This window comes from Tenacibaculum lutimaris, from assembly GCF_003610735.1.
In the GTDB taxonomy this organism is placed as follows: Bacteria; Bacteroidota; Bacteroidia; order Flavobacteriales; family Flavobacteriaceae; genus Polaribacter; species Polaribacter lutimaris.
Map to the genome: position 1 here is coordinate 1 of NZ_RAQM01000006.1, position 14,475 is coordinate 14,475.

Genomic DNA, 14,475 nt, shown 5'->3' on the forward strand with positions numbered 1-14,475 from the left:
GTAGCTGATCGCTTTCCAAAATTCCTGTGATCGTATCGCTTTCTTAAAGCGGGTGCAAACATACAAACTGTTTTTATTCTGACAAAAACTTTTTTAAAGTTTTTTTAGTCTGTTTTTCGCTGTTTTAATGAACTGTCTCCGTTAAAATCGGACTGCAAAGATACTACCTTTACTTTAAATAAAACAAGAAAAAATTAAACTATTTTTTAACCTTTTCTTATTGTATCACACACCCTATTTTAATGAACTCTTACTAACTTTTTAGCTTACCGCTTTTCCGTTAGCGGGTGCAAATATAGAACCCTTTTTCCATTCAACAAGCACTTTTCTTACCTTTTTCTTACCCCTCTTTTTAACCTGTTAAACCTTAACTATTTACATGTAAACTTTTTTTATTCCATCACCCTTCTTCAACGAGTACACTTCTATTTTAGCCCTCCCCCTGCTATTAAAAAGGTAGAGTTCTCTATTTATACATCATAATAACGGTAACAATTCGCGTTAGGGATTGCAGCGACATCCTTTTGTTTTTATTTTTAAAGTTTAGTTGAGACTAAAAACAAAAGATATAGTGGAAAGCCCGACAGTTTGTATTGTTGTAGCGCAGCGGAAACCAATGACAAAGTGGAACGCCCACACAAATAGATTAGCTTATTTGAAATACCTTATATATATATTGTATTAAAAATGCTTTTACAATATCTTTGCGATTCAAAATTTCCACTTGTAAGGAAATTACACATAACACATAATATATAATGATTAAAATTACATTACCTGACGGGAGCGTCAAAGAGTTTGAAAAGAACAGCACTCCAATAGATGTTGCTAAAAGTATTAGTGAAGGTTTAGCTAGAAATGTTATTTCGGCTAGTTTTGAAGGAAACACTATTGAAACCTCTACCCCACTTACCACAGATGGCTCGTTAGTTTTATATACATTTAATGATACAGCAGGTAAAAAGGCTTTTTGGCACTCGTCTGCTCACGTATTAGCGCAAGCTATTTTAGATTTTTATCCGAACGCAAAATTGACAATTGGTCCTGCTATTGAAAACGGGTTTTACTATGATGTTGATTTTGGTGAGGATACCGTTTCTGAAAAAGACTTTGATAAGATAGAAAAGAAATTCTTAGAGCGTGCTCGCGAAAAAGCAGAGTTTAAAATGCGTTCTATTTCTAAAGCTGATGCTTTAGCTTATTATAAAGCACAAGATAACCAATATAAGGTAGAGCTTATTGAAGGTTTAGAGGATGGTGATATTACTTTTTGTGACCATAGTGACTTTACTGATTTATGCCGCGGAGGTCATATTCCGAATACTGGAATTATCAAAGCTGTAAAGATTATGAATGTTGCTGGTGCATATTGGCGCGGTGATGAAAAGAACAATCAGCTTACTCGTGTATACGGAATCTCTTTTCCGAAGCAAAAAGAATTAAAAGAATATTTAGAACTTCTTGAAGAAGCCAAAAAACGTGATCATAGAAAACTTGGAAAAGAATTAGAACTTTTTACTTTTTCTCAAAAAGTAGGTCAAGGTTTACCTTTATGGTTACCTAAAGGGGCTGCTTTACGTAATAGACTTGAAGACTTCTTAAAAGCTGCTCAAAAGAAAGCAGGATATGAAATGGTAATGACTCCACATATTGGTCAAAAGGAATTATATGTTACTTCTGGTCACTATGCTAAATATGGTGAAGATAGTTTTCAACCAATTACAACTCCAAAAGAAGATGAGGAGTTTTTATTGAAACCTATGAACTGTCCGCATCACTGTGAAGTTTACAACCATAAACCTTATTCATACAAAGATTTACCTAAACGGTTTGCTGAGTTTGGTACTGTATATAGATATGAGCAAAGTGGCGAATTACACGGTTTAACACGTGTACGTGGTTTTACTCAAGATGATGCACATATTTTCTGTACTCCAGAACAATTAGATGAAGAATTTAAAAACGTAATTGACCTTGTATTATATGTATTCGGATCATTAGGTTTTGAAAACTTTACCGCTCAAGTTTCTATCAGAGATATGAAAAATCCTGATAAATATATTGGTTCTGTTGAAAATTGGGAAAAAGCTGAACAAGCAATTATCAATGCAGCAAAAGATAAAGGTTTAGATTATGTAATTGAAGAAGGTGAAGCAGCTTTTTATGGACCGAAGTTAGACTTTATGGTAAAAGATGCTTTAGGTAGAAGTTGGCAGTTAGGAACTATTCAGGTAGATTATAACTTACCAGAACGTTTCGATTTACATTATAAAGGAGCTGATAACCAATTACACCGCCCTGTAATGATTCACCGTGCACCATTTGGTTCTATGGAACGTTTCATTGCTGTTTTATTAGAACATACCGGTGGGAATTTCCCACTTTGGTTAACCCCAGAACAAGTTATTATACTGCCAATCAGTGAGAAATATCAAAATTATACCAAAAAAGTTTTAACTTTGTTGGAAAATTCCGAAATTCGCGCCCTCGTTGATGATCGCAACGAAAAGACGGGAAGAAAGATTCGTGATGCCGAAGTTAACAAAATACCATTTATGGTAATTGTTGGTGAACAAGAAGAAAAAGATGGCACAGTATCTGTAAGGAAACATGGCGAAGGAGACCTAGGCACATTTACTATAGAAGAGTTCATTTCTTTAATACAGAATGAAGTTAGTAAAACATTAGTTCCTTTCGGTAGTTAAAAAAATAGATAGTAATTTTAAATTTATAAGTCATAGCAATTAGAAGAAAAGGCGGTAGAAGACCCGCAAGAGTAATTAAAGAAGATCAACATAGAATTAACGATAAGATTAAATATGTTGACGAAGTTCGTCTAGTAGGCGATAACATAGAAGTAGGTGTATATCCTTTAGCTAAAGCTAAAGAGATTGCACGAGAGTTAGAATTAGATTTAGTTGAAATTTCACCTAAAGCTGTTCCTCCTGTTTGTAAAGTTATTGATTACAAAAAGTTCTTATACGAGCAAAAGAAACGTGAAAAAGCTTTAAAAGCAAAAGCTACCAAAGTTACTGTAAAAGAAATTCGTTTCGGACCTCAGACTGATGAACATGATTATGAGTTTAAAAAGAAACATGCCGTTAAGTTTTTACAAGACGGAGCAAAATTAAAAGCATTTGTTTTCTTTAAAGGACGTTCGATTGTATTTAAAGAACAAGGACAAATTTTACTATTAAAACTAGCTCAAGAACTAGAAGAATATGGTAAAGTAGAGCAAATGCCAAAATTGGAAGGAAAACGTATGATTATGTTTATCGCCCCTAAAAAGGTTAAATAAACAAATCTGTAACAATAATATAAGCAAGATAAAACTAAAGATCAAAGATGCCTAAAATTAAAACAAAATCTAGTGCCAAGAAACGTTTCAAGTTAACTGGTTCTGGAAAAATCAAAAGAAAGCACGCGTTTAAAAGTCACATCTTAACAAAGAAGTCTAAAAAACGTAAGCTTGCATTAACACACGCTACATTAGTACACAAGTCTGATGAAGCTAACATTAAGCAACAATTAGTATTAAAATAATTGTTAGCCAGGTAGTAAATTAATTATTAACCATGGAGTTAGGCTCAATAAAGTACTTTTAAATAAGTCGCCTACTACAAAAACACATTTGAATTATGCCAAGATCAGTAAATTCAGTAGCTTCAAGAAATAGAAGAAAGAAAATCTTGAAGCAAGCAAAAGGTTACTTTGGACGTCGTAAAAACGTTTACACAGTAGCAAAGAATGCGGTTGAAAAAGGAATGCTTTATGCATACCGTGACCGTAAAAACAACAAGAGAAACTTCCGTTCATTATGGATTCAACGTATTAACGCTGGAGCTCGTCAGTTCGGAATGTCTTACTCACAGTTTATGGGTAAAGTTAAAGCTAATAATATCGAGTTAAACCGTAAGGTTTTAGCTGATTTAGCTATGAACAACCCAGAAGCTTTTAAGGCCATTGTAGAGAAAGTAAAATAAGTTTCATAACCTTGCTTATACTAAAAACCCAAACCTAAACGTTTGGGTTTTTTTAAACCATCTTATATTCATCAATTGAAATAAAATACCAATCCTATGAAATTTTTCAAAATAGCATTCATCTTTATTTTTACTCAAAGTATTATCGCTCAAGAAAACCTTCCTGAACAACCAAATACTGTTGAGAACCAATTTAATGAACTTTATAAAAAATCAAATAATTACCAGATTTATAAAGTAATAAAGAAGAATGAATACTTAAGACTTCAAAAAAGTATATTAGACAGTATAAAGGTAATTAAAACAGATGCTGCTTCTAAACAAGTTAAAATAAATGAACAACAAAAAAGTATTACTGAGTTACAAACAAAAATTGATACTCTAAATACGGATTTAGCTACTTCTATTGGTAAAGAAGATGCGATTTCATTTATTGGAATTCCTTTAGACAAGGCTACCTATAACACTATTGTATGGGGTATTATTTTTTCATTATTAGCTGGATTAGCTTTCTTTATTTATCGTTTTAATAATAGTAATGTAGTTACTAAAGAAACTAAGAGTTTATTAGCTGATACTGAAGAAGAGTTTGAGCAGTACAAAAGGAAGTCTATAGAAAAAGAACAAAAATTACGTAGACAATTACAAGATGAAATAAACAAACAACGTGGTGTAAATTAACCTCACCACTCGTTAACATAAAAAAGCAACCCTCATCTGGCTACTTCTGTAACCTAAGGGTTGTTTTTTGGTTTAACCTTTTACATTATTTAGATAATTTTTGTCTGTATAAAAAAGCTATTTGAAATTAATACACTTAACAAATTAATTAATGAAAAAGAATTTAACACTCTTACTAATTTTCACTTTCCTGAACACATTTAGTCAAACCAAATACGAGATTAAAGGTTTTTCAGAAAAATATAAAGGACTGTTAACTATTGAAAAAGGTTATGAAAATGAAATTTTTAAAAAAGGAAGTGTTGTCGTTTTTGACTCTAAAACAAATACAAAAATAATAGAAATCTACTCCGACGAATTAACCTTTGAATTAGAGACCATAGGAGTTGTTAAAACTAATATTTTAGAACTTCCTTATGGAGAACAAAGTATTTTAATATATAAAGATTTTAATTTTGATGGCATTAAAGATTTAGCCATTATGGATGGTCAATTTAGCTGCTATCATGGTCCATCTTTTAGAATATATCTAGAAATTAACAACAAACTAACATTTAGTCCTGAGTTTACTCGATTAGCACAAGAATATTGTGGTATGTTTCAAACGAATGACAACACAAAAACCATTCACACTATCACAAAAAGTGGTTGTTGCTGGCATCAATATTCAACTTTTAAAGTAGTTAACAATATACCAACCCCTACTCTAATCATAGAAGAAAGTGCTGAAAATGCTCCTTTTTATTCGACTACTACAACAGAATGGAGTAACAATAAAAAAAGCAAAAAAACTACTAAAACACTAGATTTAGAATATGATGGAATCTCTCAAATACTATCATTTAATCTTATTAAAAACCAAAAACAGGTAGTTCTATTCAGCATGAATGACCAAGAACTTAATTATGCGTTGATTAAGCCTAACGGAGTTGTAGAATTTTCATTTCCTCTTGAAACGATACAAGAAAATCATAATTTCACCCTCAATAGGAAAGATAACACATTGACCTTTAAAAACAGGAATGCAACTTACCAAATCTATCAAAAAGGTGAAGAAAACAAAATTAATAGCATTGGAATACTTGTTACGGTAAATGGTAAAAAATACGATTTAAAAGGAGAACTAAGTTCTATAGAAGGAAGCTTAGAAACTCTGAAAAACATAAAATTAGACAATCTAATCAGCAAATAAGTTTTAGCTTCGAATATTTTTAACAAAAAATCCCGAGTTTGTAACTCGGGATTTTTTTATGTGTTATTCTACCTATTAAGATAAACCAGAGATTACTCCGTTATTATCAATCTTCATGTTTTCTGATGCTGGCACTGCAGGTAACCCAGGCATACGCATCATTTTTCCTAAAATAGGAATGATAAATTGTGCACCAGCTGCTATTTCTATTTCACGAACATTTACGGTAAACCCTTCCGGCCTTCCTGTTAAACTTTCATTATCAGAAAAAGACTTTTGAGTTTTAGCCATACAAATAGCAAAATCATTAAAACCTAACCTATCTATTCTTCGCAAGTTTAATTCTGCTTTTTTATCGTAAGTTACTCCACTAGCACCGTAAATCTCTTTAGCTATCTTTTCTATTTTCTCTTTTACAGGACTTTTCCAATTGTACAACGGTTTGTATTGAGTTGCTTTATTTTCAACTACATCAACCACAGCTTTGGCTAATTTTTTAGTTCCTTCACCTCCTTTAGCCCATCCTTCTGAAACGACTGCTTGCACTCCTAATTTAGCACAAGCGTCAATTACAAACTGTACTTCTTCATCAGTATCGGAAATAAAAGAATTAATAGCTACAACAGGTTCAATATTGAACTTTCTAATATTTTCAATATGCTTTTCAAGGTTTTTGAATCCATTCTGTACACGTTCTAAACTCGGCGTATTGTATTCTTCTTTTGGTGAACCTCCGTGATGACGCAACGCTCTAATGGTAGCTACCAACACCACACATTTAGGATTTAATCCTGCATATTGTGATTTAATATTCAAAAATTTCTCAGCTCCTAAATCTGCGCCAAAACCAGCTTCTGTGACAACATAGTTTGATAATGACAATCCCATTTTAGTCGCAATAATTGTGTTTGTTCCTTGTGCGATATTTGCAAAAGGTCCACCATGAATAATTGCAGGATTCTCTTCCAATGTTTGTACTAAGTTAGGTTTTATAGCATCTTTTAATAAAATAGCCATAGCATCTTGCGCTTTTAAATCACGAGCGAAAACTGGTTTTTTATCAAAAGTAAATCCAATAAAAATATTCCCTAAACGTTCTTTTAAATCGTCAAAATTAGTTGCCATACAAAGAATTGCCATTACTTCAGATGCTGGTGTAATGTTGAATCCGTCTTCTCGAGGAATTCCATTAGCTGTTCCTCCCAGTCCAATCGTTATTTGACGTAAAGAGCGATCGTTCATATCAATAACACGCTTCCATAAAATAGTTCTTGGGTCAATATTTAAATTATTAACGCTACTCTGTAAATTGTTATCTATTAAGGCAGACAATAAATTGTTTGCTTTTTCAATAGCATTAAAATCTCCTGTAAAATGTAAATTGATATCTTCCATAGGAACTACCTGAGAGTATCCCCCACCTGCGGCACCTCCTTTAATACCAAAAACAGGTCCTAATGATGGTTCACGTAATACGACAGTAGCTTGTTTTCCTACTTTATTTAATCCTTCAGTTAACCCAATAGAAACTGTTGTTTTTCCTTCGCCTGCTGGTGTCGGAGTTAATGCTGTTACCAACACCAAATTATTCTCTTTTATCTTTTCTTCGTCTATTAAATCAAGTGGTAATTTAGCTTTGTACTTTCCATACATTTCTAAATCATCTTCACTTACTTTTAATTTACTGGCTATATGTTTAATATGTTGTAATTCTTTTGCTTGAGCAATCTCGATATCGGTTAAATGCGCCATGGCAAATTGTTTAAAATTTAAGTTATTTGTTTGTTGTAAAAAGTAGGTAAATATACGCAATATAATCCCTACAAAAACTGACTTTTGTTAGCATTTATTCCCCAATTATTAGCTTATTACATAAATATGATAAAAGAATTGGCTTTTCTTTTAACGAAACGCTATATTTGCACGTTTTTAAAATAAAGTCGATTTAAATTATTTACAATGCAAAACAAAGGATTAATTAAATTATTTGCTATACTTTTTGGTTTAGTAAGTATTTATCAATTATCGTTCTCGTTTTTCGCCAATAAGGTAGAAGACAGCGCGAAACAGTATGCGAAAGCAAATGTTAGTGATAACAATGGAAGAGCTTTAGCTAGATATGAAAGAAAATACTTAGATAGCGTAGCTAACAAAGAGGTAGTAAACTTAGGATTTGCTAAGTACTCTTACAACGACATCAAAGACAAAGAAATGAACCTTGGTCTTGATTTAAAAGGGGGTATTAATGCAATTTTACAGGTATCAGTAAAAGATATCTTAATTGGATTATCTAACGATTCTCAAAACACAACTTTTAAGCAAGCATTAAAAAATGCTGATGAAGCTCAAAAGAACAGTCAAGCGAATTACTTAGATTTATTCTACGATGAGTTCGAAAAATTAAGCAACGGTAACGTTAAATTAAGCGACCCAAGCATTTTTGGAACTAAAGCTTTACGTGATAAAATAGACTTCAATAAAACCAACGAGCAGGTTAAATCGACTTTACAAGAAGAAATCAACACTTCTATCAACACTGCTTTTGAAGTATTACGTAGCCGTATTGATAAATTTGGAGTTGTTCAACCAAACATCCAACGTATTGGAAACTCTGGTAGAATTCAAGTAGAATTACCAGGAGCAAAAGATATTGATCGTGCTCAAAAATTATTACAAAGTACTGCTGAATTACAATTTTGGGAAGTACACACAAATGCTGATGTACAAAACTTTTTCTTTACTGCGAATGCTAAAGTTGCTGAATTATTAAAAGATGACTCAGCTACTGAAGAAGTTAAAGATACTACTAAAACAGCTGATAATATTGATGATTTATTAGGTGAGTCTGCTGATTCAACAAATGTTGAAACTCAAAAGAACTTATTCACTTACTTATACCCTAATGTAGCTCGAAGTCCTCAAGAAGTGAGTCCTTTAGTAGCTCAATCTAGAGTTCAAGATACAGCAAAAGTTAATAACTTTTTACATAACAAAGAAGTAAGAGCTTTATTACCTAACAACTTAAAATACACTAAGTTTTTATGGGATTATAAAGCACATCCAGGTGCTGATGGTAGTGAACTTATAAATTTATACGCTATTAAATCTAATAGAAAAGACAAAGCTCCAATTGATGGTGACGTTATTGCCGATGCTAAGCAAGAATATAATGAAATGAGTAAGCCTGTGGTATCTATGTTAATGAATGCTACAGGAACTAAGCAATGGGCAAAAATGACAGGTGAAAACGTTGGTAAATTCGTTGCTGTTGTTTTAGATAATTATGTATATACAGCCCCTAGTGTAAACCAAGTAATTTCTGGAGGTAGCACTCAAATATCTGGAGGTTCTATGACCGTTACAGAAGCACAAGATATTGCAACTGTATTAAAAGCTGGTAAATTACCTGCACCTGCTAGAGCTATTCAAATGGAAGTAGTTGGACCTTCTTTAGGTAAAGAATCTATCGATGCAAGTATGGCATCATTCGGATTAGCTATTATTTTAGTTTTAGTTTGGATGTTCTTATATTACGGAAGAGCTGGTTTATATGCTAACATTGCCTTAGTGGTAAACATCTTATTCATCTTCGGAATTTTAGCTTCTTTCAACTCTGTATTAACATTACCAGGTATTGCGGGTATTATCTTAACTATAGGTATGTCGGTTGATGCGAACGTAATCATTTTCGAAAGAATTAAAGAAGCTTTAAGCGGAGGTAAAAACTTAGGTGACTCTGTAGAGGAAGGATTTAGTATAAAAGGAGCATTATCTGCAATTATTGATGCTAACATTACCACTTTATTAACGGGTGTTATCTTATATACTTTTGGTACAGGACCAATTAAAGGATTCGCTTTAACATTAATGATTGGTATTGCTACTTCTTTATTTACTGCTGTATTTATTACTCGTTTATTTATTGACGGAGCAGTTACTAAAGGAACAAGTTTACCTTTCAATACTGGATTATCTAAAAACTGGTTTAAAAACATCTCTATCGAGTTTTTACAAAAACGTAAAATCGCTTATATCATTTCAGGATTCTTCATCGTTGTTGGTTTAGTTTCTATATTCACTGTAGGATTAAAACAAGGAGTTGACTTTAAAGGAGGTCGTTCTTATGTAGTTCGTTTTGACGAAGCTATGAAAGGTAACGAGGTTGCTGAAGAATTAAAAGCTGTATTCGGTACTGCTCCTGAGGTTAAAACTTATGGATCTGATCATCAATTAAAAATTACAACTGCCTTTAAAATTGACGAGGAAGGAACTGAAGTTGATGACGAAGTACAAACTGCTTTATACAATGGGTTAAAGTCTCACTTAGGAAATACTTCTTACGAGGATTTCAAACCAGGTTTTGAAAAAGCTGGAAACGGAATTATGAGTTATATGAAAGTAGAACCTACAATTGCTGACGACATTAAGCAGGCTGCTTTATGGGCGGTATTAGGATCGTTAATTGTAGTATTCTTATATATCTTATTACGTTTTAGAAAAATGGCTTACTCTATCGGTGCAGTAGTTGCTGTTTTCCATGATGTATTAGTAGTATTAGGAGTATTCTCTTTATTATACAAATTCATGCCATTTGATATGGAAATTGGTCAGTCGTTTATCGCTGCTATCTTAACAGTAGTAGGATACTCATTAAACGATACCGTGGTAATTTTTGATAGAATTAGAGAGTTTACTGAAGGTAAAAATTCAGTTACTGCTAACTTAGTAAACAAAGCATTATGTAGTACTTTAGGAAGAACTATCAACACCTCTTTAACAACATTATTAGTAATGTTAGCTATCTTCTTCTTCGGAGGAGACAGTATTAAAGGATTCATGTTCGCATTAATCGTGGGTGTAGTGGTAGGTACTTACTCTTCTTTATTCGTTGCAACACCAATTATGTTCGACGTTTCTAAAAAAGAAGAAAACAAATAAGCGCTACTTAAACATATATAAAACCGTTTTGAAGTTTATTCAAAACGGTTTTTTCATTTAATATCAAGAAACTATCTTTGCATTCTGATGAAAATTACAAAACTTCACGATTTATATTTTAAAGAGTTCATTTCAGCTAATGAAATCTCTAGCATTATTACATCTTTAGCTAAACAAGTTAAAAATGACTTACCAAAAGACGAGGTTCCTGTTTTTATAGGGATTTTAAACGGTTGCTTTGTTTTTACTGCCGATTTTTTACGTCAATACAAAGGTGATTGTGAAATAAGCTTTGTAAAATTATCTTCCTATGAAGGTACTAGTTCAACAGAAAATGTAAAAAGTTTAATAGGTCTTAACGAAGACTTGACAGGACGTACTGTTATCATTTTAGAAGATATTATTGATACCGGAACAACACTTCAAGAAATCTACGAGATTTTTGCAACAAAAAATTTAAAAGAATTAAAAATAGTTACACTTTTCTACAAACCAGATGTATATCGTAAAGAATTACATATAGACTATATCGGAAAAGGTATTGAAGACAAGTTTATTGTTGGTTACGGTTTAGATTACAAAGGTTATGGTAGAAATTTACCCGCTATTTATCAATTAACAACACAACCCAAAATGAAAAACATCGTATTATTCGGTCCTCCAGGTGCAGGAAAAGGCACACAAGCAGAAATTTTAAAAGAAAAATACAATTTAGTACACATTTCTACAGGAGACGTATTCCGATTTAATATTAAAAATCAAACTGAATTAGGGTTATTAGCAAAAACATATATTGATGCTGGTGATTTAGTTCCTGATGAAGTTACAATTAACATGTTAAAAGAAGAGGTTAACAAAAATGCTGACGTAGCAGGATTTATTTTTGATGGTTTTCCTCGTACAGAATCTCAAGCAGAAGCTTTAGATGCATTTTTAGCTGAAAAAGGTGAGCGCATTAACGGAATGGTTGCTTTAGAAGTTCCTGAAGACTTACTAGTTGACCGTATTTTAGAAAGAGGAAAAACAAGTGGTCGTTCAGATGATATGGACGAAAGTAAAATTCGTAATCGTTTTAACGAGTACAACACTAAAACAGCTGTTTTAAAAGATTTTTATCAAGCTCAAGGCAATTACTACGGCATAAACGGAGTTGGTTCTATTGAAGAGATCACACAACGTTTATCAGACGTATTTGATACATTATAAACAAACAAAAAGGTAAAGGTTAAGGGCAAATGTTCTTTTGCCTTTTATCTTTAACCTAAAACCCAAAACAATGACTGAAGGAAATTTTGTCGACTATATAAAAATTTACGCATCATCTGGTAAAGGTGGTCGTGGATCTGCTCACTTACATCGCGAAAAGTATATCACCAAAGGTGGTCCTGATGGTGGTGATGGTGGTCGTGGTGGACACGTAATTTTACGTGGCGATAAGAATATGTGGACACTTTTCCATTTAAAATTTAAACGTCATTTTAGAGCAGAACATGGTGGTGATGGTAGTGCTAGTCGTAGCACAGGTCATGATGGTGCTGATGTTATAATTCCTGTTCCGTTAGGTACTATTATCCGTGATGCTGATACTGACGAAATTTTACATGAAGTTATTGAAGACGGACAAGAAATCATCTTATTAGAAGGTGGTAAAGGCGGTCGTGGTAACTGGCATTTTAAGTCATCTACAAACCAAACTCCTCGTTACGCACAACCAGGTATTGACGGACAGGAAGGTTGGTACCGTATTGAGTTAAAAGTTTTAGCTGATGTTGGTTTAGTTGGTTTCCCAAATGCTGGAAAATCAACGTTATTATCAGTTATTACCGCAGCAAAACCGAAAATTGCTGATTATGCGTTTACGACCCTAAAACCTAACTTAGGAATTGTAGAATACCGTAATCACCAGAGTTTTGTAATGGCCGATATTCCTGGAATTATTGAAGGAGCTGCTGAAGGAAAAGGTTTAGGACATCACTTTTTACGTCATATCGAGCGTAACTCTACCCTACTCTTTTTAATTCCTGCCGATAGTGAAGATATTCAAAAAGAATATGAAATCTTATTGAATGAATTACGCAAGCACAATCCTGAATTGTTAGATAAAGATCGTTTGTTAGCTATTTCGAAATCGGATATGTTAGACGACGAATTAAAAGAAGAAATTAAACAAGATTTACCAGAAGGTATTGAAACTATATTTATCTCTTCTGTTGCCCAACAAGGTTTAACAGAACTGAAAGATAAATTATGGCAAATGTTGAATTAATTCTTCTTTCTAAATAACATTACAAAAAGCAATCTCATATGAGGTTGCTTTTTTGTTTTGGTTATTAATAGACAAAAAATTAAATTAGTAAATTAACTACTCATTTTAAAAAAAAACATGAAAAAGACAAGTTTACTAATACTGATTTTATTAATTTCAACTAATATTTTTTGTCAAACTAAAATAGATAGTTTAGAAATCTTAATTAACAACCTTAAAGAAGAAAAAAGTATCATAGATGAAAAAATAAAAAATGCCGAAAAAGAAATAATCAAGATTATTAAGGCTGAAGGTTATGAAATCACAGTTAAACTTCCTTATTATAAAAAGTATTTAGAGGTAAAAAACAAAATTAAAGGAGGGAGAATTATCGCCAAAATTAAAGATGGAGAAAAGCTTCTTGTTATAGGTAAAGAAGATATTTATCTAAAAGTAAAAATTAAAGATAAGATTGGATTTACTTTTATTTCAAATCTAGAGCCTCCAATTAATTTATTAAGTCAAAAAAAAGAATATTATAATTCTTTCAAAAAAAACACTACTTCGAATTCTTTTAACTATTCTACAGGCAAAACTTATAAAAGCAAATGTTCGAGTACTCAATGCACTGGAAGGACAAAAAAGGGTTCTAGATGTAGAAATAGAACAACTAACTGCAGCGGAAGGTGTTACAGACATTAGTGAAAACTGTTTACAACACTCTCTTCGCTTCTATAAAAGCACGTTTCCAATAATTTTAGAGTAAACAATAAGATAAAAAAACACCCTTTAAAAGGGCGTTTTTTTATTCCATATTCCATATTTTTTCAATTATTTCTTGATAGATGGTGTTTGCATTTTTATTCGTACTTCTTTCTACATACTCTCTCATTAACACTACTCTATCAACTGCTCCTGGATGTGTAAAGATTTCTGGTCCTAACAAGTTTTGTAAAACTTCAAAATTTGTTGTTAAATCATTTCCTAGCTCCACCTCTTGTGTAGTAATTAAATGAACCGCTATAATATCGGCAAGATATTCTGCTTTTTTATATGCATTTGTTTTATTTCCGTTAGGTATTTCTGATCCTAAATTAAATTGCTCTGCTTGTTTTAGTGTTACAATATGTCCTAACTCATGTGCCAATACAAAAGCTTTTATATAATCTTTATCGTACTCTATTAAACCTTGGCTTACTTCAACATAGTTCATTGCCGCTCCTGCATTTACAGTAGTGTCTTCTTTGTCAATTCTAAATTCATTTGGAATATCAACACCTGCAAACTCTTTAAACAACGGTTTTACTGTTTTTAAGTACAGTTCTTTTAATTTATCTTCTTTTGTTACGTTTTCTACTATTTCTTCTTTTTTAGTTTCACTAGTATTACAGCTTACTACTAAAAAAGCTGTGATAAGCATTATTATTTTTCTCATA

At 32.2% G+C, this 14,475-nt stretch carries 12 protein-coding genes; 10 read left to right on the forward strand and 2 right to left on the reverse strand.

Features of this window, described 5'->3' with window-relative positions:
* Nucleotides 1–758: 758 nt before the first annotated feature.
* The 6 genes from thrS to C8N26_RS00135 all read left to right on the forward strand — a co-directional run bounded on the left by thrS (nucleotide 759) and on the right by C8N26_RS00135 (nucleotide 5,856).
* Nucleotides 759–2,705, forward strand: a complete 1,947-nt coding sequence (gene thrS / locus C8N26_RS00110; protein WP_120185525.1) for a threonine--tRNA ligase — start codon at nucleotides 759–761, stop codon at nucleotides 2,703–2,705.
* A gap of 74 nt (nucleotides 2,706–2,779) precedes the next feature.
* Nucleotides 2,780–3,298: a translation initiation factor IF-3 gene (infC, locus tag C8N26_RS00115; protein WP_262607195.1), complete on the forward strand. Its 519-nt coding sequence runs from the start codon at nucleotides 2,780–2,782 to the stop codon at nucleotides 3,296–3,298.
* 47 nt (nucleotides 3,299–3,345) lie between these two features.
* Nucleotides 3,346–3,543 (forward strand): 50S ribosomal protein L35, encoded by a 198-nt coding sequence (rpmI, locus tag C8N26_RS00120; RefSeq protein WP_028891165.1) that lies wholly within the window; start codon nucleotides 3,346–3,348, stop codon nucleotides 3,541–3,543.
* Nucleotides 3,544–3,638: 95 nt separating this feature from the next.
* Nucleotides 3,639–3,983 (forward strand): 50S ribosomal protein L20, encoded by a 345-nt coding sequence (gene rplT, locus C8N26_RS00125; RefSeq protein WP_028891166.1) that lies wholly within the window; start codon nucleotides 3,639–3,641, stop codon nucleotides 3,981–3,983.
* A gap of 96 nt (nucleotides 3,984–4,079) precedes the next feature.
* Nucleotides 4,080–4,664, forward strand: a complete 585-nt coding sequence (locus C8N26_RS00130; protein ID WP_028891167.1) for a hypothetical protein — start codon at nucleotides 4,080–4,082, stop codon at nucleotides 4,662–4,664.
* 151 nt (nucleotides 4,665–4,815) lie between these two features.
* Nucleotides 4,816–5,856, forward strand: a complete 1,041-nt coding sequence (locus C8N26_RS00135; protein WP_028891168.1) for an XAC2610-related protein — start codon at nucleotides 4,816–4,818, stop codon at nucleotides 5,854–5,856.
* A gap of 75 nt (nucleotides 5,857–5,931) precedes the next feature.
* Here C8N26_RS00135 and C8N26_RS00140 read toward each other — a convergent pair whose 3' ends face one another.
* On the reverse strand, nucleotides 5,932–7,608 hold the full coding sequence (locus C8N26_RS00140; RefSeq protein WP_120185526.1) for a formate--tetrahydrofolate ligase: 1,677 nt from the start codon (nucleotides 7,606–7,608) through the stop codon (nucleotides 5,932–5,934).
* 207 nt (nucleotides 7,609–7,815) lie between these two features.
* Between C8N26_RS00140 and secDF the strand changes: the two genes are divergently transcribed.
* The 4 genes from secDF (at nucleotide 7,816) to C8N26_RS00160 (ending at nucleotide 13,741) form a co-directional block, all read left to right on the forward strand.
* Entirely contained in the window at nucleotides 7,816–10,794 is a 2,979-nt protein-coding gene (gene secDF / locus C8N26_RS00145; protein ID WP_120185527.1) for a protein translocase subunit SecDF, read from the forward strand.
* Nucleotides 10,795–10,881: 87 nt separating this feature from the next.
* Nucleotides 10,882–12,000 carry an adenylate kinase gene (locus C8N26_RS00150; protein WP_120185528.1) on the forward strand — a complete coding sequence of 373 codons (1,119 nt, stop codon included), beginning with the start codon at nucleotides 10,882–10,884 and terminating at the stop codon, nucleotides 11,998–12,000.
* Nucleotides 12,001–12,070: 70 nt separating this feature from the next.
* The gene (obgE, locus tag C8N26_RS00155) at nucleotides 12,071–13,060 is read left to right on the forward strand and encodes a GTPase ObgE (protein WP_028891172.1); all 990 of its coding nucleotides are present in this window, start codon (nucleotides 12,071–12,073) and stop codon (nucleotides 13,058–13,060) included.
* Between the two features lie 117 nt (nucleotides 13,061–13,177).
* Nucleotides 13,178–13,741, forward strand: coding sequence for a hypothetical protein (locus tag C8N26_RS00160; protein WP_120185529.1), 564 nt, complete (start codon nucleotides 13,178–13,180; stop codon nucleotides 13,739–13,741).
* A 103-nt stretch (nucleotides 13,742–13,844) separates the two neighbouring features.
* On the opposite strand, the gene C8N26_RS00165 is transcribed toward C8N26_RS00160, so the two are convergent.
* The gene (locus C8N26_RS00165; RefSeq protein WP_120185530.1) at nucleotides 13,845–14,474 is read right to left on the reverse strand and encodes a M48 family metalloprotease; all 630 of its coding nucleotides are present in this window, start codon (nucleotides 14,472–14,474) and stop codon (nucleotides 13,845–13,847) included.
* Nucleotide 14,475: the final 1 nt, after the last annotated feature.

What these genes read in the sequence shown, in the direction of transcription:
- C8N26_RS00165 (WP_120185530.1), bottom strand. Translation starts at nt 14,474, where the DNA reads ATGAGAAAAATAATAATGCTTATCACAGCTTTTTTAGTAGTAAGCTGT.
- C8N26_RS00135 (WP_028891168.1), top strand. Translation starts at nt 4,816, where the DNA reads ATGAAAAAGAATTTAACACTCTTACTAATTTTCACTTTCCTGAACACA.
- secDF (WP_120185527.1), top strand. Translation starts at nt 7,816, where the DNA reads ATGCAAAACAAAGGATTAATTAAATTATTTGCTATACTTTTTGGTTTA.
- C8N26_RS00130 (WP_028891167.1), top strand. Translation starts at nt 4,080, where the DNA reads ATGAAATTTTTCAAAATAGCATTCATCTTTATTTTTACTCAAAGTATT.
- thrS (WP_120185525.1), top strand. Translation starts at nt 759, where the DNA reads ATGATTAAAATTACATTACCTGACGGGAGCGTCAAAGAGTTTGAAAAG.
- rpmI (WP_028891165.1), top strand. Translation starts at nt 3,346, where the DNA reads ATGCCTAAAATTAAAACAAAATCTAGTGCCAAGAAACGTTTCAAGTTA.
- C8N26_RS00150 (WP_120185528.1), top strand. Translation starts at nt 10,882, where the DNA reads ATGAAAATTACAAAACTTCACGATTTATATTTTAAAGAGTTCATTTCA.
- rplT (WP_028891166.1), top strand. Translation starts at nt 3,639, where the DNA reads ATGCCAAGATCAGTAAATTCAGTAGCTTCAAGAAATAGAAGAAAGAAA.
- C8N26_RS00140 (WP_120185526.1), bottom strand. Translation starts at nt 7,608, where the DNA reads ATGGCGCATTTAACCGATATCGAGATTGCTCAAGCAAAAGAATTACAA.
- obgE (WP_028891172.1), top strand. Translation starts at nt 12,071, where the DNA reads ATGACTGAAGGAAATTTTGTCGACTATATAAAAATTTACGCATCATCT.
- C8N26_RS00160 (WP_120185529.1), top strand. Translation starts at nt 13,178, where the DNA reads ATGAAAAAGACAAGTTTACTAATACTGATTTTATTAATTTCAACTAAT.